Here is a 21,074-nt window from a genome sequence, read left to right as displayed (position 1 = left end):
AACTCACGCCTTCGCGTACACGGCCTCGATCGCCCGCGTGTAGATCCGCACGTTGTCTTCGTTTTCCGGGTCGAGCGTGTGAAGGAACTTCTTCGCGGTCGCGCGATAGCTTTCGAGATTGGCATCGTGCTCGGCGAAGGCGCGAAGCAACGCGCGGCCACCCTCTTCGCAATCAAATTCGTGATAGCGATAGCCGCACTCGCCGATAAGATGCGAGTTGTGAATCAGCGGATAGCCGCCGTAGAGCGCTTCGTAATAAACGTAGTTCTGCGGGTTTTCCCACTGATGGCTCACGACCGCATCGACGGAGGCCGGCACGATATGCGCGAAGGGGAAGCGTCCCTCGAAGTTGCCAAGCCCGTGTCTCACGTAATCGAGGCTATGCGCAAAGCCGACGAACGCCGCGTGATTCTTCAGCTTGAACGTGTTGAAGGCCCACACGCGTTCGAGCATGTCCGGATTCTCGCGATGCGCCGCGTCGCAGGCGAGCATTGGGATATAGCTCGTTTTCACCATGCAGACGTTCGGCTCGAAAATGCCCACGCGCCAACGGCGGCGCCCCGGCTGATAACCGAACTTCTGACCGTTGGGCAGCTTTGCCGCTTCACGTTCGAGTACGACCGGGCTCCACAGGTGTGGCATCAGCTTCACCGGCGCGCGGAAGAGCGTTTCGAAATACGGTTTGCAGCTGACTTCGTATTCGGGTAGCGTCCAGACTTCGTCGTAAGGCGCGCCCGAAATCAGCAGCGCGTGCTGGAGATTGAAGACCATGCGTTCGATATCGATGACATAGTCGTTACCGACACGCATCGTGATGACCTTGCCGCCCTTCTCGCGGAACTTGATCGCCCATTCCTTGCTGAGCTGCGCGCTCATTTCGATCATGACGTCGAGTTTCGACATGGCCGTTTCCATGTCGATGAGCGGCACGGGTGAATCAGACAGGAAGCGCTTTGCGTCTTCGGGGCCGCCGTCGCCGCCGCCCGTCACGAGATAAGTCGATTTCACGCGCGGCGAGCGCATGAGCAACATCACGAGATAAAGGCAGTTCTGGAAGATGCCGTTTTCCCACAGCGACTGCTCGCCTTTGCGGATAAAAATGGAAACGCCGACGGTGATCCGCTCCGGCATGCGGGATTTGCTTTGCATGTTCATACGCCTACCTCGAGCTTGCTTCCCGCACAAAGGATGATCAACCGTTCTGCGAACGCATCCAGGTTGGCTTGATTGAAAGGACTGACCGCGTCGATGACGCGCTGTGCATCTGCGCGATATGCATTGAGATTGTCGTCATGTTCACGGAACGCGCGCAGCAACTGACGTCCGCCCTCTTGCGCGTCGAAACCCGGATAGTAGTAACCGGCGTCCTTCAGCCACGGCGAATTGTGGACGAGGGGATAGCCGCCATAAAGCACATCCAGGTACAGGTAATTCTGATCGTTGCCCCACTGATGCGACACGACTGCATCGGCGTATTGCGCCATGAAACCAGCGATATCGTTACGGCCATGGAACGTCGCCTTCGAGGCTTTCACAATGTCGAGCGAGTTGGCCATGTACATGAGCGTCGGGTGATCTTTCATGTGCATGGAATTGAGCACATGCATGGCGGACACGCTCGAACGATCCGCGCGATACGCCTCTTCGCAGACGAGCATTGGAATGCTCGACGTTTTCACCACCGAAATATTCGGCTCGAAGATTGCGACCCGGAAACCTTGCGGCTGGATGGCCGGTTGGGCCGACTTGTCCGCGCGGCGCTCGTAGCCGAAGCGCAGACCGTGCTCCTCGACTTCGACGATACGGCTCTCGATGAACTGCGGATGCCAGATGAACGGAATGATATGAACGGGACAGCGATGCAGCATACGCATCATCGGGACGAAAGCACGATCCTTCAACATCAGCCAGACCTGGTCGTAACGGTCCGCGCGCATGACGTGCACGGGTTTGTCGAACACCGGCGCTTCGACGAGCCCGACGTACGGCTGGCCGCAGCAGTAGTACGCGACTTTCTTGCCACGCGCGCGCATGAGATCGAGCCATTCGGTGTCGAGCGCGCCGCCCATTTCGAAGATGACGTCGACGGCGTCGGTCGCATCATGCGTCCGCATGATGCGCAGGCCTTTCGACGCGGCGTCCACCTGCGGCGGCAATGCGTTCTGGTCGCCCACGTCGATGAGCGAAACACTCTCGATGAACGTAAGCTTTTGAAGCGCTTCCGACAAGAAGATCACGTTCTGGCCCAGGCCGTTTTGCCAGATGCTTTGGCCTTGATGTGTGACGACTGATATTCCGACTCGGATGGTCATCGGATTGGCATCGTTTCGGCCGGCACTGTTGAACGCTGATGCGGCGGGATCGGCGTTGGTGCGAGCAGCATCGCGCGGAAGTACGGAGGCATGGTGCAGCATGCGCCGAACGTCCTGATTCGCTCCCGCGATTGAATATATCGGGAACTTCTGAAAGCTAAATATATAGAAAAATCTCTAGAATTCCCAGTGAACCAGGGATTAATGAGACAAGTCCTATGCGAGTCTTAAAATGCGCAAAACGTCTTAAACACAATGCGTTTCGAAATTTGGATTTATACGACTCAAATATTGATCGAATCGCTTGACGAAAAAACTTGATGTTCGCGTGCTCGACTGACGGCGCACGCGAAAGCATGTCTGAAGAGGAGCATCGTCGGGCGCAAATTGCCCTGACCGAAAGGCGAAAAAACAAAATGCGCCCGGCCGCTCGCACGGCCGTGACGCGTTTTCGATTAGTGCAGCAATTTACTTATGCGGCGCCAATTCGCTCGCCGCCCGCGCGAGGCGCGTGACTTCCTCCCAATTCTGCGCGGCGAGCGCGGCCTTCGGCGTGAGCCACGACCCACCGACGCACACCACATTCGGCTGCGCCAGGAAGCTCGACGCGGTTTCTGCCGTGATGCCGCCCGTCGGACAGAATTTCAGGTTTGGGAACGGTCCGTAGAACGCCTGAAGCATCGGAATGCCGCCCGCCTGTTGCGCCGGAAAGAACTTGACGATTTCATATCCGAGTTCCATCGCCGTGATGATATCGCTTGGCGTCATCACGCCCGGCAGGAGCGGCAATCCGGCGTCCTGCGCGGCCTTGTGCATGTCCTTCGTGAGACCGGGCGACACGCCGAACTGCGCGCCCGCCTTCTTCGCCTGCGCGCAATGCTCCGGCTTCGTGATGGTGCCCACGCCGACGACGATATCGTCTGCCAGTTGGCTCGCGCGCTCGATCGCACCGATGCCCGCCGGCGTGCGCAGCGTGATTTCCAGCACCTTCACGCCGCCCGCATGCAGCGCACGCGACACGTGCTCGCCTTGCTCGATCGTTTCGAAAGCCAGAACCGGGATCACCGGTCCCAGACGCACGATTTCGCTTACCGTTTTCATTTGATACGACTCCTGGTTTTTGAGCGGCGCCATTGGGGTCTGTCCGCGGGTTTCTCTCAGGTCCCGGGCGATACGCCCTTCGTTGTTCCGTTCAGTGATTCGTGGCGTGCGCCTTGTTCAGCGCCGACGCCGCCGCCCGCGCATTGTCGCGAAGCGCGTTTCGTTCGGGCGCGGCGGCCGTCGCATGGGCGTGTCCGTCGTGGCTTGCTGCCGCGCCGAGCAACGCGCCGAAGACCGACGCGCCCTGCTCCGCCGGCAACGCCGCGCTGCGGAACACGCCGAACAACTCGCGGCCGAAGCCCGCTTCGTTCTCCGCTTGATGCAGCGGAGCCTCGACTTCGCGTGATGCCCACTCGTTCGCATCGATTTCGATGTCGAGCACGCCCGCGGGTGCGTCGATCACGAGCATATCTCCGGTGCGGACCTTGCCGAGCGGACCTTGCAGCAGCGCTTCCGGCGATACGTGAATGACCGCCGGGACCTTGCCCGATGCGCCCGACATGCGTCCATCGGTCACTAGCGCGACGTGAAAGCCCTGATCCTGCAATACGCCCAGAAGCGGCGTCAACCGATGCAACTCCGGCATGCCGTTCGCGCGCGCGCCCTGGAAACGCACGACGGCGACGAAATCGCGCTTCAGTTCGCCCTTGTCGAACGCTTCCTGCACTTCTTCCTGCGAATTGAAGACGATGGCCGGCGCCTTCACCACGCGATGCTCCGGCGCCACCGCCGATATCTTGATGACGCCGCGCCCGAGCTTGCCCTGCATCAGCCGCAGTCCGCCGTCCGGCTGGAACGGCTCGCCGATCGCGCGCAGCACCTTCGTGTCGTGGCTCTCCGCCACGCCGTCGACCCATTGCAGTTTGCCGTCGATGAGCTTCGGCTCCTTGGTGTAATGCGACAGCCCTTTGCCGACGACCGTCTGCACGTCCTCATGCAGCAGCCCGCCTTCGAGCAGATTGCGCACGAGGAACGCGACGCCGCCTGCTGCGTGGAAGTGATTCACGTCGGCCTTGCCATTGGGGTAGATCTTCGCGAGCAGCGGTACGACCTGCGACAGCTCGTCGAAATCGTTCCAGTCGATCACGATGCCCGCCGCCCGCGCGATCGCCACGAGATGCAGCGTGTGATTGGTCGAACCGCCCGTCGCGAGCAGCGCAACGATGCCGTTCACGATCGCCTTTTCATCGACGACATGACCGATCGGCGTGTAGTTGCCGCGTTCGAGCGTGATATCGAGCACGCGGCGCGCGGCCTCGGCGGTGAGCGCGTCGCGCAGTTCCGTATGCGGATGCACGAACGCCGCGCTCGGCAGATGCAGGCCCATCACTTCCATCAGCATCTGATTGCTGTTGGCGGTGCCGTAGAACGTGCAGGTGCCGTGACCGTGATACGCCGCCGCTTCGGCTTCGAGCAGCGCGCCGCGATCGCACTTGCCGGTCGCGAATTCCTGGCGCACCTTGGCTTTTTCGTCGTTGGTGAGGCCGCTCGTCATCGGGCCGGCTGGGACGAAAATGGTCGGCAGATGGCCGAACTGCAGCGCGCCGATCGCGAGTCCGGGCACGATCTTGTCGCACACGCCAAGGCACAGCGCCGCGTCGAACATGTTGTGCGTCAGCGCGACGGCCGTGCTCATCGCGATGACTTCCCGCGAGAACAGCGACAGCTCCATGCCCGCGTTGCCTTGCGTGATGCCGTCGCACATAGCCGGCACGCCGCCCGCGAATTGCGCGATGCCGCCATGCGCGCGCGCCGCCTGCTTGATGATGTCCGGAAAGCTCTTGTACGGCGCGTGCGCGGAGAGCATCTCGTTATAAGACGACACGATACCGATGTTCGGCTCGCGCACCGCCTTGATCGCGAACTTTTCTTGGCCCTCGAGGCCGGCGAAGCCGTGCGCGAGATTGGCGCAGGACAGCGCACCGCGCGCCGGGAACAGGCCGTGCGCCGCGTCGATGCGCGCGAGATAGGCTGCGCGCGTCGGTTTGCTGCGTTCGATGATGCGATCGGTGACGTTCTTGAGTTGCGGATGCGGGGAAACCATCGAAGCTCCTTCGTCTCACTCCCGGCTGCCTGCCGTTGAGATTGGGTTGAACATTGCGAGGGACGGCGTTTGGATCGTTGTCTTGTGATGGTGCCGTGTCTTGCGAGTTTAGGAGAAAAACTACACGATGACAATCGAAAACCTGGCCAGAACGACAAGCAGCCAAATGGATTAGACACTTATCCCACGGACGTTTACGGGATTTCCCTAAGATTCTGTATGCGGCTTATGTAGTATTTGTACAAAACCGATCATCCGTTATAGTCCGTAGCAATTTTCAGAATAGGCGAGAATTCCGATGTTGCTGTCCCAAGTCGAAGCGATGCGCGCGCAACTGCGTCCGTCCGAGCGCAAGCTGGCTGAGTACGTGCTGGAAGCGCCGCGCGAGGTGCTCGACCTTTCGATGACCGAATTCGCCGCGCGCGCGGGCGTCAGCCAGCCGACGATTGCGCGTTTCTGTCAGGCGCTCGGCTTTTCGGGATTTCGCGAGTTCAAGATTCGCTTGGCGCAAGGGGTAGCAGCGGATGTTCCTACCGTGTATCGCGACGTCCGCACAGATGAACCGGCCGCCGGCGTCGCGGCGAAGGTGCTCGACCGGACCATCGGCGCATTGATCGCGGTGCGCAACAGCCTGTCGTCGGACAGTGTCGCGGCCGCGATCGCGATGCTCGCGGAAGCACGGCGCATCGAGTTCTACGGCGCGGGCGGCTCGGGCATCGCCGCGCTCGACATGCAGCACAAATTTTTTCGGTTGGGCGTGCCATCTGTCGCATACTCGGACCCGCACACGTACACCACTTCGGCGGCGCTTCTTGGTGCGGGCGATGTAGTCGTCGCGATATCGAATACGGGACGCACTCGGGACATTCTCGACGCGTGCAGATCGGCGCTGAATGGCGGAGCGAAGGTCATTGCGATCACGCACGGCAATTCGCCGCTCGCGCGTCTCGCCACAGTCGGATTGTTCGCAAACGTCGATGAAGATACCGACATATTTTCGCCGATGACATCGCGCGTTTCACATCTCGCGATCGGCGACATTTTGGCAGTCGGTCTTGCCCTGGCGCGCGGACCCGCGCTGGCGGAAAAGCTTGCGGAAGCGAAGGACGTGCTCGAAGGGCGGCGTGTGGGTGCGTAGACGGCGAAGTTCGCTTCGACGTCGAATGAAGGGCGATGGATCGCCTATTCTCCCCACCAACCCGATGTCTTGCAGGACCATGCAACGTGGACTGTTCCTTCACTGTCGAGCGCTTTGAAATCTGTGTTTATGGCGGAAAGCCGGACGAAGCGCTCGCGCCGCTGTGCGCATGCAATCATTACCTGCGGTCTTCCACGCTGACATGATCGATACACCCCGACGTCTCCACATGCGGAGCGTGGGCATGTCGTTGCTGGCGATCAACGTGTCGAACATGCGGCTCCCGCCGATTACGTCGGCGATCTGGCATGTTTCAGCGAAAAGCTATTGAAACTTCCGAAAGATGGCCAGCCCCATCGGCCGTCGCCCGCGATGGAGCCAGTCGACTATCCGGCGAAGAAGCCAACCGCAGAGATTAATATCGGTATCAGGAAGGGAAGTGTTCGAGCGCATCGACGGCGCCATGTTCATGCGCGCGTACATGCCCGGCTGGCTGGTCGCGGACACGGTCGAGGAATATATCGAAGCGGCGGTCAGGCTCGCGAACAATCACGAAGAACGCGAATCGCTGCGCCGCTACATGCTCGAGAAGAATGTGGTCCAGCGTTTCTTCGAGGGCCGTCCCGAAGTGTTCGGGGAAATGGTCCTCGATCTGGTGAAGCAGGAACGCGTCAGAACGGCTTGATCACGACGAGCAGCGTCGCGCCGAGCAGCCCGAGCACCGGCAGCTCGTTATACATCCGATACCACTTGTCCGAACGCTTGTTTTCGCCGCGCTGAAATGTGTGCAGCAAGCGCCCGCAATATGCGTGATAGGCAATCAGCAGGACGACGATCGTCAGCTTAGCGTGCAGCCAGCCCTGCCCCGCGCCGATGCCCACGACGAGCCACAGCCACAGCCCGCACGCGAGCGCGGGCACGGCGATGAACGTCATGAAGCGAAAGAGCTTGCGCGCCATGAGCAGCAGGCGCGCGGTGGCCGCGGGGTCTTTCTCCATCGCAAGGTTCACGAAGATGCGCGGCAGATAGAACAGCCCCGCGAACCATGAAGCGACGAGCACGATATGCAGCGATTTGATCCAGAGCATCGGTTCTGATTTTTATTGACGGACTTCGCCGCGCCCCAGCACGACATATTTGAGCGACGTGAGCCCTTCGAGACCGACCGGTCCGCGCGCATGCAGCTTGTCGTTCGAGATGCCGATTTCCGCGCCCAGACCGAATTCGAAGCCGTCCGCGAAACGCGTCGATGCGTTGACCATCACGCTCGCCGAATCGACTTCGCGCAGGAAGCGCATCGCGCGGTCGTGGTCTTCGGTGACGATGGCGTCCGTGTGGTGCGAGCCGTACGTGTTGATGTGCTCGATCGCCTCGTCGAGATCGCCGACGACCTTGATCGCTAGCACCGGCGCCAGATATTCCGTGCTCCAGTCTTCTTCGGTCGCGTCGACGAGCGAGCCGACCTGCGCCGCTTCGAGCACGGCGCGCGCTTGCCCATCGACGCGCAACTCGACGTCCTTCGCCTGGAACGCGCGCGCGAGTTGCGGCAGCGCCTCGTTCGCGATGCCGCGCGCGACGAGCAGCGTTTCCATCGTGTTGCAGGTGCCGTAACGATGCGTCTTCGCGTTGTCGCAAATGGCCGCTGCTTTCGCGAGATCGGCGCGATCGTCGACGTAGACGTGGCAGATGCCGTCGAGATGCTTGATCATCGGCACGCGCGCTTCTTCCATCAGGCGCGCGATCAGGCTCTTGCCGCCGCGCGGCACGATAACGTCGACGAATTCGGTCATCGTGATGAGCTTGCCGACCGCCGCGCGATCCGCCGTCTCGATGACCTGCACCGCGTCCTGCGGCAAGCCCGCCGCTTCGAGCCCGACGCCGATCAGCTTCGCGAGCGCCATGTTGCATTCGAGCGCCTCGGAGCCACCGCGCAGAATGGTCGCGTTGCCGGATTTGAGACAGAGCGCGGCGGCGTCGATGGTCACGTTGGGCCGCGATTCATAGATGATGCCGATCACGCCGAGCGGCACGCGCATCTGCCCGACCTGAATGCCGCTCGGACGGAACTTGAGCCCGCTGATCTCGCCGATCGGATCGGCCAGCCCGGCGACCTGACGCAAGCCTTCGACCATCGTGTTCAGCGCCTTGTCCGAAAGCGTCAGGCGGTCGATGAACGCCGCGTCGTGACCCTTTTCGCGCGCGCGGGCGAGATCGCGCGCATTCGCTTCCTTGAGCGCTTCGCGCTCGCGCTCGATGGCGTCGGCCACCTTGATGAGCGCCGCGTTCTTCGCCGCCGTCGACGCCCGCGCCATCGCGCGCGACGCCTTGCGGGCGCGGCGGCCGAGGTCGGTCATGTATTGATCGATGTTCATCGTGGGTCTCGTTGCGTCGGCGCTGCGCGCGTCGAAAAGTTCATTCTAAGCTGTTGCACAGATTGCAACAGCGCGTGACGGAAGCGTTCTAGCGACGCGGTCGTGGCGCTGGCGCGGGCTGCGCCGTCTTGCCGCCGTGCGCGACGGCCATCGCCAGTTCGAACATGCCGGCCCACGGATCCGGCGGCGGCTCGCTGCCGCGCTTGCCGGTGCTGCCCGACAGTCCCTTCACCTGCCGATCCAGCCGCGCCGCCAGCGACAGCGCCTTTTCCAGCGCCTCGTCCGTCACGCGCGAGAGCGCCGGGCCGATCAGCCGTTCGCGCGGGCCCCAGACGCGGTTCTCGCGCATGAGTGTCGCGAGCGGCTTGCCCGATGCGACGCCGCGCTTGATGCGCAGCAGCGTGCGAACTTCCTCGACGAGCGCCCACAGCACGAGCACTGCCGTCTCGCCTTCGCCTTTGAGGCCGTCGAGCATGCGCGCGAGACGGCCGACATCGCCCGTCAGCATCGCTTCGTTGAGTTTGAACACGTCGTAGCGCGCGACGTTCAGCACCGCGTCGTGAATCTGCTCGAACGTGAGCACGCCCTCGGGATACAGCAGCCCGAGCTTCTGGATTTCCTGATGCGCGGCGAGCAAATTGCCTTCCACGCGTTCCGCGATGAACGACAGCGCGCGCCGCCCTTCCTCGCCCGGGGCGACACGCTGGCCTTGCTGCGCGAGGCGCTGGCCGACCCACATGGGCAACTGCGCGCGCTCGATCGGATCGACCTTCAACGCGACGCCCGCGCCCAGCAACGCCGTGAACCAGCCGGATTTCTGCGTCGCGCCGTCGAGACGCGGCAGCGTGACGAGTGTCACGACGTCCGGGTTATCGGCGTCGGCGAGCGTCTTCAGCGCTTCGGCGCCTTCCTTGCCGGGCTTGCCAGTCGGAATGCGCAGTTCGATCAGTTGACGGTCGCCGAACAGCGACATCGACTGCGTTGCGCCGATGAGCGCGCTCCAGTCGAATCCACGCTCGACCGTGAACACCGTGCGATCGGTGAAGCCCGCCGCGCGCGCCGTTGCCCGAATGCGGTCGCACGCTTCCTGCGCGAGCAGATGCTCGTCGCCGTAGACGACGTACAGCCCTTTCAGGCCTTTGGCGAGATGCGCTTCGAGCGCGTCGAGCTTCAGTTGCATGATGCCAAGCGAACCCGGCCGATCAAAGCGGCGGCACCGGCAGCGGCGCGCGCGGCGAGACGCCCGGTGTCTGCTCGCCCGGCGCCGGATGCAGCGAACGCACGGTCGCGAGACGGCGCGTCAGCTGATCGACGGCGTCGTTGCGCATGTCGTTGTAGAGCAGCGTCGCTTCCTGCGATTTCGCGAGCGTGTATTGATCGCTGTATGTCATCGAGCGATTTAGCGCGATGGTGCTCGGCGGAATCAGTAACGTGCCGTCGGCGCCGAGCAGTGTGTAGTTCAGCGAGAAGACGAGCTCGTATTCCTGAATCACGCCCTGCGCGTTCAGGCTCAACGTGCGCATGCCCTGGCCTTCGTTCAGATTGAGCGTCGCGTCCGGCTTCTCGAACGGTTTGACGATCACGGTGTCGCTGCCGCCCTGAACCATGCGCTCGAGGCGCGCGACCATCTGCGGCGTGCCGCCGGTGATCGCGAGCCGCTTGAACGCGTAGTCCTGCTGGCCGCGAAGCTGGAAGCCGCACGCGGACAGCATCGCCGCGCCGCCGAGGAGCGGGACGAACGAGAGAAACGAGCGCCTGCTCGCGCTGACTTTGCCGGTCACATCCACTCCCTTGGTTGTGCGCATCAGACGACCACGTTGACGAGACGCCCCGGCACCACGATCACCTTCTTCGGTGTGCGGCCTTCGGCGAACTTCTCGAACATTTCGTGCGCGATCGCGGCCTTTTCGATGTCTTCGCGCGATGCCTCCTTCGCGACCGTCAGCGCGCCGCGTACCTTGCCGTTGACCTGCAGCACCAGCTCGATTTCCGACTGCTCGAGCGCGGCTTCGTCGACCTTCGGCCAGGGCGCGTCGAGGAGCGGGCCGAATTCCTTCTCGTAGCCGAGTTCCGACCACAACTGGAACGTGATGTGCGGCACGACCGGATACAGCACGCGCAACAGCACGCCGAAGGTTTCGTTCAGCACGCCGGCGCCGACGTTCTTCGCGCCTTCGACCGCGTTGAGCATCTTCATGGCGGCGGACACGACCGTGTTGTACTGCAGACGGCCGTAGTCGAAATCGGCCTGCTTCAGCACGGTATAGATTTCGCGGCGCAAGGTCTTCTCGGCGTCGCCGAGTTTCGATGCGTCGAGCTTCGCGTGCTGACGCAGCGCATCGGCGTTGTCATGCGCGAAGTGCCACACGCGGCGCAGGAAGCGGCTCGCGCCTTCGACGCCCGCGCCCGACCATTCGAGCGACTGCTCGGGCGGTGCGGCGAACATCACGAAAAGACGGGCCGTGTCGGCGCCGTACTGATCGATCAGCGTTTGCGGATCGACGCCGTTGTTCTTCGACTTCGACATCTTCTCGACGCCGCCGAGCACGACCGGCTTGCCGTCCGCGTTCAGCGTCGCGCCCGTCGGGCGGCCCTTTTCATCGTGCGTGACCGTGACTTCGAGCGGGTTGTACCAAGTCTTCTTGCCGCTCGCGTCCTCGCGATAGAACGTTTCATTCAGCACCATGCCCTGCGTGAGCAGATTCTTCGCGGGCTCGCTGAACTTGATGAGGCCCATGTCGCGCATGACCTTGGTCCAGAAGCGCGAGTACAAGAGGTGCAGAATCGCGTGCTCGATGCCGCCGATGTACTGATCCATCGGCATCCAGTAATCGGTGCGCTCGTCGACCATCGTCGGCGCGTCCGGCGCGGTGTAGCGCGAGAAGTACCAGGACGAATCGACGAAGGTGTCCATCGTGTCGGTTTCGCGCTTCGCCGCCGCGCCGCACTTCGGGCACGTGCAGTTCACGAACGCTTCCGACTTCGCGAGCGGGTTGCCCGAGCCGTCCGGCACGAGGTCTTCCGGCAGCACGACCGGCAGATCTTTCTCCGGCACCGGCACGTCGCCGCACGACGGGCAATGGATGATCGGAATCGGCGTGCCCCAGTAGCGCTGGCGCGAGATGCCCCAGTCGCGCAAACGCCAGGTGACCTGCTTGTCGCCGAGGTTCTTCGCCTTGAGATCGGCGGCGATCGCGTCGATGGCTTCTTCCGTCGTCAGGCCGTCGTACTTGCCGCTGTTGATGAGCCTGCCCGCGGTCTTGTCGCCGTACCATTCTTGCCAGGCGTCGGTCGAGTACGTCTTGCCCTCGACATCGATCACCTGCTTGATCGGCAGCTTGTACTTCTTCGCGAACGCGAAATCGCGCTCGTCGTGCGCCGGCACGCCCATCACCGCGCCTTCGCCGTAGGACATCAGCACGTAATTGCCGATCCACACTTCGACTTGTGCGCCCGTCAGCGGATGCGTGACGAAGAAGCCGGTCGGCACGCCCTTCTTTTCCATCGTCGCGACATCGGCTTCGGCCACGCCACCGCGCTTGCATTCGTCGATGAACGCCTGGAGATCGGCGTTGTCGCGCGCGAGGCGCGTGGCGAGCGGATGCTCCGCCGCGACCGCCGCGAACGTGACGCCCATGATCGTGTCGGCGCGCGTGGTGAATACGCGCAACAGTTTCGCTTCGCCGTCGATTTCATACGGGAAGCCGAAGTTCACGCCGAAGCTCTTGCCAATCCAGTTCTGCTGCATGATCTTGACGCGCTCGGGCCAGCCGAGGCCGTCGAGATCGTCGAGCAGTTGATCCGCGTAATCGGTGATGCGCAGGTAGTACATCGGGATTTCGCGCTTTTCGACGAGCGCGCCCGAGCGCCAGCCGCGCCCGTCGATGACCTGCTCGTTGGCGAGCACGGTCTGATCGACCGGATCCCAGTTGACCGTGCCCGTCTTCTTGTACGCGATGCCCTTTTCCAGCATCTTCAGGAACAGCCACTGGTTCCACTTGTAGTAATCCGGCGAGCAGGTGGCGACTTCGCGCGACCAGTCGATGGCGAGGCCCATCGACTGCATCTGCTTCTTCATGTACGCGATGTTCTCGTACGTCCACTTCGCCGGCGGCACGTTGTTCGCCATCGCCGCGTTTTCGGCGGGCATGCCGAACGCGTCCCAGCCCATCGGCATCAGCGTGTTGTGGCCGTTCATGCGCAAGTAACGGTACATCACGTCGTTGATGGTGTAGTTGCGCACGTGACCCATGTGCAGCTTGCCCGACGGATACGGCAGCATCGAGACGCAATAGAACTTGGGCTTGGCCGACGTCTCGGTCGTCCGGTAGACGTCGTTCGCGCGCCAGTTGCTCTGCGCGGCGGATTCGACGTCGGCGGGTGCGTATTTATCGTGCATGGTGTGGTTTGGCTTTCGGCAAATGCTGGGAACGGACTTTGGGACTCGCCGCTATCGATTCGGGCAACGAGGCCGGGCGCTGCGGCATTGCTGCCACGCGGCGTCGGAATTCGGGCCTGCTGGCTCGGGCCAAGGCCCGCCGAACGGGGAAATCGCGATTATACCGTTCGATGCGCGCCGGTTCGCGCGCTTATTGCGCGGGCGCTGGCTGCTGCGGTTTCGCGGGCTGCGTGACGAAGCCGATGCGCTCCAGACCGGCCTGCTGCGCCGCGCCCATTACCTGCGCGATGACGTCGTAGCGCGTCGCGCTCGACGCACGCAGATGCAGTTCCGGCTTCTGCGCGCGCTTGCCCGCGTCGGCGAAACGCGCGCGCATCTGATCGAAAGTGACGGGCGTGTCGTTCCAGAAGAGCTTGCCGGCGTCGTCGATGGACAGCGTGACGGTTTGCGGCGTCTCGCGCGCGGGCTGCGACGAGACTTTCGGCAAATCGAGCCGGATCGCGTGCGTGAAAAGCGGCGCGGTGATGATGAAGATGACGAGCAGCACGAGCATGACGTCGATGAGCGGCGTCATGTTGATGTCCGCCATCGGCGCACCGTTCGTCTTCTTGTCGAGTCCGCCGAAGGCCATCGCCGCGCTCCTATTCGGCCGGACCGCACACGAACGCATGCAGATCGTGCGCGAATCCGTCGAGTTCCTCGGAAATCTGCCGCACGTAGCGCCCAAGAATGTTGTACGCGAGCACGGCGGGAATCGCGACGACGAGACCGAATGCCGTCATGATGAGCGCCTCGCCGACCGGCCCGGCGACGTTTTCGATCATCGCCTGACCGCTCGACGCGATGTTCGACAGCGCGTGATAAATGCCCCAGACGGTGCCGAGCAAGCCGACGAAAGGCGCCGTGCTCCCCACCGATGCGAGCAGAACCTGACCGAATTCGAGCCTTCGTTGCGAACGCTGCAACGCATGACGCAGCGCGCGCAACACGCGCTCGCTGCGCTCGACGCGGGCGAGCATCGCGCCGGGCATTTCAGCTTCCGAAGCGCGCCACGCGGCTTCAGCGAGTGGCAGAAACACACGCTCGCGATCCGCGCGCTGCAATGCGCCGATGCCATCCTTCAAACTCGGCGCCTGCCAGAAACGCTGCAATGCGCGCGGACCTTGCCACTTGGCGCGCGCCAGAATCCACGCCTTCACAAGCAGGAAACACCAGCTCGCGAGCGACATGGCGAGCAGCAGACCCGCGACCGCGTGCGTCACGGCATCGCCGGATTGAAGGTAATGAATGACGCCCGTTGCTGCCATAAAAAATCAGCGCAGGCCGAGTACGTCCTGCATGTCGAAGAAGCCCTTGTCGTGCCCTTCGAGGAAACGCGCGGCGCGCAGCGCGCCCTGCGCGTACGACAGACGGCTCGCCGACTTGTGCGTGATTTCGATGCGCTCGCCGATGCCCGCGAAGAGCACCGTGTGATCGCCGACGATATCGCCGCCGCGAATCGCGGAAAAGCCGATCGTCGACGGATCGCGCTCGCCGGTCACGCCTTCGCGCGCGTACACGGCGCAGTCCTTCAGATCGCGGCCGAGCGCCTTGGCGATCACTTCGCCCATGCCGAGCGCGGTGCCCGACGGCGCATCCACCTTATGACGATGGTGCGCCTCGATGATCTCGATGTCGTAGCCGGTCGCGAAATGCTTCGCGGCGAATTCGAGCAGCTTCAACGTGACGTTCACGCCGACGCTCATGTTCGGCGCGAACACGACGCCGATCTTCTCGCCCGCCTGCTTCAGTTGCGCCTTTTGCTCGTCCGAAAAGCCGGTCGTGCCGACGATCATCTTCACGTTGTGCCGCAGCGCCGCTTCCAGATGCGCCATCGTGCCTTCGGGACGCGTGAAGTCGATGAGGGCGTCGGCGTCGGCGAACACGCGCTCGATGTCGTCCGTCAGCAACACACCCGTGGTCTTGCCGAGGAACGCGCCCGCGTCCTGTCCGAGCTGCGGCGCGCCGGGGCGGTCGAGGGCGCCGGCGAGTTGCGCTTCGGGCTCGTTGAGGACGGTTTCGATCAGCATCCGGCCCATGCGGCCCGACGCGCCGGCAATGGCGATCTTCATGGCAGTCTCGTGTTGAATCGCGCGCGGCACGCGCGACGGATGATGCGAATGGGCTGTGCGGATGAAGCGGCGCCGCGTCGACGCATGGCGCGGCTTCGTCCTCGAGCGGCTGAACTGCTTACTGGCTTTGCTGCGGCAGATAGAACTGCGCCTGGCCGCTTGCGTTGGCCGGAGCCGGCGACGAACCCGCCGGACCGACCGCGCTGCTGTCCGGAATGTTGATCGTCTGCGGGCGGCGCTGCAGCTGAATCTGCGAGTTGCTGCCGGAACTGTTGGTGGAACCCGGCGCGCCGCCCGAGCTCGTCGGCGCGCTGCTGAACGCCGAGGAGCGCTGACGCCCCGTCGGCATTTCGACTTGCGCCGTTGCGCGGTTCGCGGCCTGCGCGGCTTCCTGGTTCGCATCGCCGGCAAATGCCGCTGCCGTATTCGGTTGCGTCGACGGCTCGCCGACCGGCGCTGTCACCGCCGCGGTCGACGCCACCGGCGCGGATGCCGCCGCCGGCGTCGCAGGCTTTGCGACCTTGACGCCCTTGTCGCCGTCGATTTCGGCGAGCAGTTCGAGGTTCGACGGCAGATTCTCGCCGCCCGACCAGCTCACGACGCGATCGCTCGCGAAGTTGACGACGAAGTCACGCTGCTGAACGACGGATGTCGACCCACGCTTGAAATAGAACACGTAGTCCCAGCGATCGGCGTGGAACATGTCCGTCAGAAGCGGCGTGCCGAGGAGTTGCTTCACCTGATCACGCGACATGCCGACCTGCATCTGCGCCGCGGCTTCCGCCGAAACGAAATTGCCTTGCACAACCGTGATCCGGTACGGCGTGATGCTTTGCGCGATTTTCTGCGTGACGCTGTCGTACGTCGAGCAGCCGGCGAGCAATGCGGCCAAGGTTGCTGCTATTACGGTTCCCCGCATGCGACGGCTCTCCCTGCAATTCGATAAATATTTGGAAAACATTTCACCTTTCACGCGAGGCGCTTCAAGGCCGCACTCATTTCGGCCCTCATTCAGCTAATTCACCTTGACGCCTTGACGCCACTTGGGATGTCAGGATTCGGCAAAACGCATTACTATGAGAACCTTGAATTGTACTCTAGGGATGCCTAGCCATGACCAATCCCGCCGATCTCAAGAATATCGGGCTCAAGGCGACCCTGCCCCGCCTCAAGATTCTCGAAATTTTCCAGCACAGTCCGGTGCGCCATCTGACCGCTGAAGACGTGTATCGAAGCCTGCTCAACGAAGAGCTCGATATCGGTCTTGCGACGGTTTATCGCGTGCTCACGCAGTTCGAGCAAGCCGGCCTGCTGTCGCGAAGCAATTTCGAATCGGGCAAGGCCGTCTTCGAGCTCAACGAGGGATCGCACCACGATCACCTCGTGTGCATCGACTGCGGCCGGGTCGAAGAGTTCTTCGATGCGGAGATCGAACGCCGTCAGCAATCGATCGCGAAGGAACGCGGTTTCAAGCTCCACGAGCATGCGCTCGCGCTGTACGGCGCATGCACGAAGGAAAACTGCCCGCACCGCAAGCATTGAGGTTCGCGCGCCGCTCTTGGGCGCGCGGATGAAAAAACCGCCGTTCATCTCGCGATGGACGGCGGTTTCGTTTCGCCCGTACGTTTCATGTTATGCGCATGCTATCGATTCGCAATTGCATTTCGATTACGGCATGTTGTATCAAGCTGCGCGCGCGGCCGCTTCGATCAGCGCATAACGTTCGGGGAGGTCAATTTCGTCGCAATTCGGCAAGTCGCCGCCGCGATCGACGACGATGAAATCGCCCGGCTCGTCGAGCACGATCAGCGGGTGATGCCACACGCCGCGCGCATAGTTCACGCCCTGCCAGCCGCGCGCGTAAAAGGCCCGCAGACCAGCCGCATCGAACTCGCCCGCAGGCGCGACAACCACGAGATAGCGCACGTCCGCGAGCGGCACGAAAGCCTGACTGCCGAGCGGATGGCGCTCCATCATCGAAACCACGACCGGCTGCGGGCGCGGCTGGCCGCGAAACACGTTGATAAGCGGCCGCCCTCCGCTTTCGAAGCCGACTTCCACGTTCGCGAGATCGTGAAAGCGCTCGGTCGTGCCCGCGTTGATCGGGAAATGACGCGCGCCTTCGAGTTCGATGACATCGCCGAACGGGGCGAAGGCTTCGCGCGTGAGGGGTTCGAGCGTCAATGTTTTCATTCGATTCCTCCGAAGATGCGCGATTCCGCGAGGTGCGTGTCGCGACAGTCGGTCATTTCAATGCCCGGGTTGCGTCGAATCAGATCGCGTGTGCGTGTTCGTTGCCGTGCGCGCCTTGCTCCGATTGCGGCGCGGCGGGCACGAAGCGATACTCGGCGTCCTGATCTAGCACGCGTTTGGCGCGCGCCCGGTCGATGTCGTTCTCCCAGACGCCGACGACCACCGTCGCCACGCAGTTGCCGATCAGATTCGTCACCGCGCGCGCGATGCCGACGAACCAGTCGACCGGCAGGATCAGCACGAGGCCGAGCACGGGAATGGCGGGAATGGCGGAGAGCGTCGCGGCGAGAATCACGATCGCGGAGCCGGGAATGCCGTGCGCGCCCTTCGACGTCACCAGCGACACGAGCACGACGACGATCAGGTCATGCATCGACAGCGGCGTGTTGGTCGCCTGCGCGATGAAGATCACCGCGAGCGTGAGATAGATCGAGAAGCCGTCAAGGTTGAACGAGTAGCCGGTCGGAATCACGAGACCGACGGTCGAATCCTTCACCCCCATCCATTCGAGCTTGCGCATGATCTGCGGCAGCACGGCATCCGACGACGCGGTGCCGAGCACGATCGACAATTCCTCGCGCAGATAGCGCACGAGCTTGAAGATCGAGAAGCCCGCGAGGCGCATCACGATACCCAGCACGACGAACACGAACAGGAAGCAGCTCGCGTAGAACACAACCACGAGCAGGCCGAGCTGCTTGAGCGACGCGACGCCGTACTGGCCGGTCGTGAAGGCGATCGCGCCGAGCACGCCGAGCGGCGCGAGCTTGATGATGAACGCCATGATGCGGAAAAACACATGCGACAGCTCGTCGATGAAAATCGTCACGCGCTGTGCCTTTTCGCCGAGCATCGAGAGCGCCGAGCCGAACAAGATCGCGAACACGAGCACTTGCAGGATGTCGCCTTTGGCGAAAGCGTCGATCGCGGTGTCGGGGATGATCTTCAACAGGAAGCCCGCGGTGTCCTTCAGGCTTTTTGCGTGCTCCGTGTAGGTCGCGAGCGACGCGGCATTGAGCGAGTGCAGATCGATGTTCATGCCGACGCCCGGCCGCGTGAACCATGCGAGCAGCGCGCCGATGACAAGTGCGAGCGTCGTCATGATCTCGAAGTAGACGACCGCCTTCAGTCCGACGCGTCCCACTTTCTTCAGATCGCCCGCGCTCGCCATGCCGCTCACGACGACGCAGAACACGATCGGTCCGATCACCATCTTGATGAGCTTCAGGAAACCGTCGCCCAAAGGCCGCAACGACTGGCCGAAATGCGGAAACAGCGCGCCGACCACCACGCCGATGACCAGCGCGATCATCACCCTGCCGAACAGCGAATTCAGAAATCTCGACACGACCGTCTCCTCGTGTAATGTCTCGGGACCAAAGCAACTGTTCCGACTGGTCGGACCAGTGCTGTGATGGGGAATATTAGGAAGCCGATATAGAGCCGTCAAGGAAGCATTGGTAGCGGTTTACCCTGTTCCGGCCGGGTACGGAAATGGCCGCGACACGGTCGTTCACACGTGCGCACGGCACGCGCATACAATGGCGGTCAGACCGGCCAATTCAGTTTTCTTCGTATGAAAAACGTCCCGCATACCGTGACCGACGCCGCCATCGCGACCATTCGCGAGCGCATCGAATCGAGCATGTATCCGGTCGGGAGTCTGCTTCCGGCGCAGCGGCAGCTATCGGAAGAATTGGCGATTAGCCGGGCGTCGCTACGCGAGGCGCTCTCGACGCTCGAAGCGCTCGGCATGCTGCATATCCGGCCCGGCAAAGGCGTGTATGTGAGCAGTGCGCAGGCAAGCAACGCACATCCGTGGCGCTTCGCGGATCAGGCGTCGCTGCCCGACACCTATCAGATGCGCTTCGCGCTGGAGGGATTCGTCGCGCGGCTCGCGGCGCATTCGATCGGCGACGCGGACATCGACTGGCTCGACGACAATCTTGACTCGCTGCACGCCGCGTTGACGGAATCGGCGCTGGAAGAAGCCGCGCAACTCGACTTCGCGTTTCACATGCGTATCGTCAGTCTCGCGGGCAATGCGGCGATCGAATCGATCCTGCGCGGCAGCGCCGACATCATGAAGGAGAGCCAGCGGCTGCCGTTCTATCGGCGCGAACTGGTTTTATCGACGTATCACGAACACGCGGTCATCATCGAGGCTCTGAAGGCGCGCGACGGCGAGAAGGCCGGCCGCGCGATCGAAGGTCACATCGTCAACGCGGCGCAGCGCGCGGGCGTGCATTTTCCCGTTCCGAGCAAAGCTTGAGGCGAAAAAAAGCCGCTCCGAAGAGCGGCTTTGTCGTTTCAGCAGGCTGAAACTTACTTCGCGTTCGCGAGGGCGACCGCCGTATCCAGCATGCGGTTCGAGAAGCCCCATTCGTTGTCGTACCAGCTCGACACCTTCACGAGACGGCCCGACACCTTCGTGAGCGTCGAATCGAACGTCGACGAAGCCGGGTTGTGGTTGTAGTCGATCGAGACCAGCGGCGCATCGTTGTAGCCGAGCACGCCCTTCAGTTCGCCTTCCGACGCTTCCTTCATGATCTTGTTGATCTCTTCGACCGTCGTATCGCGCGCGGCGATGAACGACAGATCGACGACCGACACGTTGATCGTCGGGACGCGGATCGCGTAGCCATCCAGCTTGCCGTTCAGCTCGGGCAGCACGAGGCCGACGGCCGAAGCAGCGCCCGTCTTCGTCGGGATCTGGCTGTGCGTGGCCGAGCGCGCGCGGCGCAGGTCTTCGTGGTACACGTCCGTCAGAACCTGGTCGTTCGTGTACGCGTGGATCGTGGTCATCAGACCGTTCACCAGGCCGATCTTGTCGTTCAACGGCTTCACGAGCGGCGCGAGGCAGTTCGTCGTGCACGATGCGTTCGAGATGACCGTGTCCGACGCCTTCAGCACGTTGTGATTCACGCCGTACACGATGGTCGCGTCGACGTCCTTGCCGCCCGGCGCCGAGATGATGACCTTCTTCGCGCCGCCCTTGATGTGCGCGCTCGCCTTTTCCTTCGTCGTGAAGAAGCCGGTGCACTCCATCACCACGTCGACCTTCAGCTCGCCCCACGGCAGTTCGGCCGGGTTGCGGTTCGCCAGAACGCGGATCTTGTCGCCGTTGACGACGAGGTAATCGCCGTCGACCGACACTTCGCCCGGGAACTTGCCGTGCGCCGTGTCGTACTGCGTCAGGTGCGCGTTGGTCTTGGCATCGCCGAGGTCGTTGATGGCGACGATCTCGATGTCGTGCTTCTTGCCGTTTTCATAGAGGGCGCGCAGCGTGTTGCGGCCGATACGGCCATAGCCGTTGATTGCAACGCGAATCGTCATGGTCTATC

At 62.7% G+C, this 21,074-nt stretch carries 20 protein-coding genes; 4 read left to right on the top strand and 16 right to left on the bottom strand.

Annotated elements, in window-relative coordinates; all coding sequences use genetic code 11:
* Nucleotides 1–3: 3 nt before the first annotated feature.
* The 4 genes from BG60_RS11260 to edd form a co-directional block, all read right to left on the bottom strand.
* Nucleotides 4–1,155 (bottom strand): DUF2827 domain-containing protein, encoded by a 1,152-nt coding sequence (locus BG60_RS11260; RefSeq protein WP_051996477.1) that lies wholly within the window; start codon nt 1,153–1,155, stop codon nt 4–6.
* Nucleotides 1,152–2,306: a DUF2827 domain-containing protein gene (locus BG60_RS11255; RefSeq protein WP_033537312.1), complete on the bottom strand. Its 1,155-nt coding sequence runs from the start codon at nt 2,304–2,306 to the stop codon at nt 1,152–1,154. Before BG60_RS11255 ends, BG60_RS11260 begins: the two co-directional genes overlap by 4 nt.
* Nucleotides 2,307–2,780: 474 nt before the next feature.
* Nucleotides 2,781–3,413 (bottom strand): bifunctional 4-hydroxy-2-oxoglutarate aldolase/2-dehydro-3-deoxy-phosphogluconate aldolase, encoded by a 633-nt coding sequence (eda, locus tag BG60_RS11250; protein WP_008342842.1) that lies wholly within the window; start codon nt 3,411–3,413, stop codon nt 2,781–2,783.
* Nucleotides 3,414–3,504: 91 nt separating this feature from the next.
* Nucleotides 3,505–5,457 carry a phosphogluconate dehydratase gene (gene edd, locus BG60_RS11245; protein WP_034471508.1) on the bottom strand — a complete coding sequence of 651 codons (1,953 nt, stop codon included), beginning with the start codon at nt 5,455–5,457 and terminating at the stop codon, nt 3,505–3,507.
* Nucleotides 5,458–5,755: 298 nt separating this feature from the next.
* Between edd and BG60_RS11240 the strand changes: the two genes are divergently transcribed.
* Together BG60_RS11240 and BG60_RS11235 are read left to right on the top strand one after the other, a co-directional pair.
* Nucleotides 5,756–6,595, top strand: coding sequence for a MurR/RpiR family transcriptional regulator (locus BG60_RS11240; RefSeq protein ID WP_034471506.1), 840 nt, complete (start codon nt 5,756–5,758; stop codon nt 6,593–6,595).
* 439 nt (nt 6,596–7,034) lie between these two features.
* Nucleotides 7,035–7,280, top strand: a complete 246-nt coding sequence (locus BG60_RS11235; protein WP_034471504.1) for a hypothetical protein — start codon at nt 7,035–7,037, stop codon at nt 7,278–7,280.
* Here BG60_RS11235 and BG60_RS11230 read toward each other — a convergent pair.
* The 9 genes from BG60_RS11230 to BG60_RS11190 all read right to left on the bottom strand — a co-directional run bounded on the left by BG60_RS11230 (nt 7,267) and on the right by BG60_RS11190 (nt 16,396).
* Nucleotides 7,267–7,683: a CopD family protein gene (locus BG60_RS11230; RefSeq protein ID WP_008342849.1), complete on the bottom strand. Its 417-nt coding sequence runs from the start codon at nt 7,681–7,683 to the stop codon at nt 7,267–7,269. The genes BG60_RS11235 and BG60_RS11230 overlap by 14 nt on opposite strands.
* 12 nt (nt 7,684–7,695) lie before the next feature.
* Nucleotides 7,696–8,967 (bottom strand): glutamate-5-semialdehyde dehydrogenase, encoded by a 1,272-nt coding sequence (locus BG60_RS11225; RefSeq protein WP_034471502.1) that lies wholly within the window; start codon nt 8,965–8,967, stop codon nt 7,696–7,698.
* Between the two features lie 88 nt (nt 8,968–9,055).
* Nucleotides 9,056–10,147 carry a DNA polymerase III subunit delta gene (gene holA / locus BG60_RS11220; RefSeq protein ID WP_034471499.1) on the bottom strand — a complete coding sequence of 364 codons (1,092 nt, stop codon included), beginning with the start codon at nt 10,145–10,147 and terminating at the stop codon, nt 9,056–9,058.
* A 22-nt stretch (nt 10,148–10,169) separates the two neighbouring features.
* Nucleotides 10,170–10,679: an LPS-assembly lipoprotein LptE gene (locus tag BG60_RS11215; protein ID WP_409014118.1), complete on the bottom strand. Its 510-nt coding sequence runs from the start codon at nt 10,677–10,679 to the stop codon at nt 10,170–10,172.
* Nucleotides 10,680–10,771: 92 nt separating this feature from the next.
* Nucleotides 10,772–13,366 carry a leucine--tRNA ligase gene (gene leuS / locus BG60_RS11210; RefSeq protein WP_034471496.1) on the bottom strand — a complete coding sequence of 865 codons (2,595 nt, stop codon included), beginning with the start codon at nt 13,364–13,366 and terminating at the stop codon, nt 10,772–10,774.
* Between the two features lie 190 nt (nt 13,367–13,556).
* Nucleotides 13,557–13,997 (bottom strand): ExbD/TolR family protein, encoded by a 441-nt coding sequence (locus tag BG60_RS11205; RefSeq protein ID WP_034471494.1) that lies wholly within the window; start codon nt 13,995–13,997, stop codon nt 13,557–13,559.
* Between the two features lie 10 nt (nt 13,998–14,007).
* Complete coding sequence (locus BG60_RS11200; protein ID WP_008342860.1) at nt 14,008–14,673, bottom strand: MotA/TolQ/ExbB proton channel family protein; 666 nt, start codon at nt 14,671–14,673, stop codon at nt 14,008–14,010.
* Between the two features lie 6 nt (nt 14,674–14,679).
* On the bottom strand, nt 14,680–15,477 hold the full coding sequence (gene dapB / locus BG60_RS11195; protein WP_008342862.1) for a 4-hydroxy-tetrahydrodipicolinate reductase: 798 nt from the start codon (nt 15,475–15,477) through the stop codon (nt 14,680–14,682).
* A 118-nt stretch (nt 15,478–15,595) separates the two neighbouring features.
* A complete protein-coding gene (locus tag BG60_RS11190; protein WP_033537302.1) occupies nt 15,596–16,396 on the bottom strand; it encodes an outer membrane protein assembly factor BamE in 801 nt (266 codons plus the stop codon).
* A gap of 194 nt (nt 16,397–16,590) precedes the next feature.
* Between BG60_RS11190 and fur the strand changes: the two genes are divergently transcribed.
* Nucleotides 16,591–17,019 (top strand): ferric iron uptake transcriptional regulator, encoded by a 429-nt coding sequence (gene fur / locus BG60_RS11185; RefSeq protein ID WP_008342866.1) that lies wholly within the window; start codon nt 16,591–16,593, stop codon nt 17,017–17,019.
* Nucleotides 17,020–17,160: 141 nt separating this feature from the next.
* Here the strand turns inward: fur and BG60_RS11180 are convergent, their stop codons facing one another.
* Complete coding sequence (locus BG60_RS11180) at nt 17,161–17,670, bottom strand: ureidoglycolate lyase (RefSeq protein ID WP_008342867.1); 510 nt, start codon at nt 17,668–17,670, stop codon at nt 17,161–17,163.
* A gap of 79 nt (nt 17,671–17,749) precedes the next feature.
* Nucleotides 17,750–19,078 carry a C4-dicarboxylate transporter DctA gene (locus BG60_RS11175; RefSeq protein ID WP_034471492.1) on the bottom strand — a complete coding sequence of 443 codons (1,329 nt, stop codon included), beginning with the start codon at nt 19,076–19,078 and terminating at the stop codon, nt 17,750–17,752.
* Nucleotides 19,079–19,306: 228 nt separating this feature from the next.
* Here BG60_RS11175 and BG60_RS11170 point away from each other — a divergent pair, with 228 nt between their 5' ends.
* On the top strand, nt 19,307–20,002 hold the full coding sequence (locus BG60_RS11170) for a FadR/GntR family transcriptional regulator (RefSeq protein WP_034471690.1): 696 nt from the start codon (nt 19,307–19,309) through the stop codon (nt 20,000–20,002).
* 53 nt (nt 20,003–20,055) lie between these two features.
* Here the strand turns inward: BG60_RS11170 and gap are convergent, their stop codons facing one another.
* The gene (gene gap, locus BG60_RS11165; RefSeq protein WP_008342872.1) at nt 20,056–21,066 is read right to left on the bottom strand and encodes a type I glyceraldehyde-3-phosphate dehydrogenase; all 1,011 of its coding nucleotides are present in this window, start codon (nt 21,064–21,066) and stop codon (nt 20,056–20,058) included.
* Between the last annotated feature and the right edge of the window lie 8 nt (nt 21,067–21,074).

The sequence above is a fragment of the Caballeronia zhejiangensis genome, assembly GCF_000698575.1.
In the GTDB taxonomy this organism is placed as follows: Bacteria; Pseudomonadota; Gammaproteobacteria; order Burkholderiales; family Burkholderiaceae; genus Caballeronia; species Caballeronia zhejiangensis.
Note: the sequence above shows the minus strand (reverse complement) of the source record. Positions and strands in the feature narration are given on the sequence as shown.

Excerpts from the sequence above, each read along its gene's own strand:
- gap (WP_008342872.1), bottom strand. The coding sequence starts at position 21,066 with ATGACGATTCGCGTTGCAATCAACGGCTATGGCCGTATCGGCCGCAAC.
- dapB (WP_008342862.1), bottom strand. The coding sequence starts at position 15,477 with ATGAAGATCGCCATTGCCGGCGCGTCGGGCCGCATGGGCCGGATGCTG.
- BG60_RS11260 (WP_051996477.1), bottom strand. The coding sequence starts at position 1,155 with ATGAACATGCAAAGCAAATCCCGCATGCCGGAGCGGATCACCGTCGGC.
- BG60_RS11170 (WP_034471690.1), top strand. The coding sequence starts at position 19,307 with ATGAAAAACGTCCCGCATACCGTGACCGACGCCGCCATCGCGACCATT.
- BG60_RS11230 (WP_008342849.1), bottom strand. The coding sequence starts at position 7,683 with ATGCTCTGGATCAAATCGCTGCATATCGTGCTCGTCGCTTCATGGTTC.
- BG60_RS11205 (WP_034471494.1), bottom strand. The coding sequence starts at position 13,997 with ATGGCCTTCGGCGGACTCGACAAGAAGACGAACGGTGCGCCGATGGCG.
- fur (WP_008342866.1), top strand. The coding sequence starts at position 16,591 with ATGACCAATCCCGCCGATCTCAAGAATATCGGGCTCAAGGCGACCCTG.
- BG60_RS11180 (WP_008342867.1), bottom strand. The coding sequence starts at position 17,670 with ATGAAAACATTGACGCTCGAACCCCTCACGCGCGAAGCCTTCGCCCCG.
- BG60_RS11215 (WP_409014118.1), bottom strand. The coding sequence starts at position 10,679 with ATGCTGTCCGCGTGCGGCTTCCAGCTTCGCGGCCAGCAGGACTACGCG.
- leuS (WP_034471496.1), bottom strand. The coding sequence starts at position 13,366 with ATGCACGATAAATACGCACCCGCCGACGTCGAATCCGCCGCGCAGAGC.
- BG60_RS11200 (WP_008342860.1), bottom strand. The coding sequence starts at position 14,673 with ATGGCAGCAACGGGCGTCATTCATTACCTTCAATCCGGCGATGCCGTG.
- BG60_RS11225 (WP_034471502.1), bottom strand. The coding sequence starts at position 8,967 with ATGAACATCGATCAATACATGACCGACCTCGGCCGCCGCGCCCGCAAG.
- eda (WP_008342842.1), bottom strand. The coding sequence starts at position 3,413 with ATGAAAACGGTAAGCGAAATCGTGCGTCTGGGACCGGTGATCCCGGTT.
- holA (WP_034471499.1), bottom strand. The coding sequence starts at position 10,147 with ATGCAACTGAAGCTCGACGCGCTCGAAGCGCATCTCGCCAAAGGCCTG.
- BG60_RS11190 (WP_033537302.1), bottom strand. The coding sequence starts at position 16,396 with ATGCGGGGAACCGTAATAGCAGCAACCTTGGCCGCATTGCTCGCCGGC.
- BG60_RS11240 (WP_034471506.1), top strand. The coding sequence starts at position 5,756 with ATGTTGCTGTCCCAAGTCGAAGCGATGCGCGCGCAACTGCGTCCGTCC.
- edd (WP_034471508.1), bottom strand. The coding sequence starts at position 5,457 with ATGGTTTCCCCGCATCCGCAACTCAAGAACGTCACCGATCGCATCATC.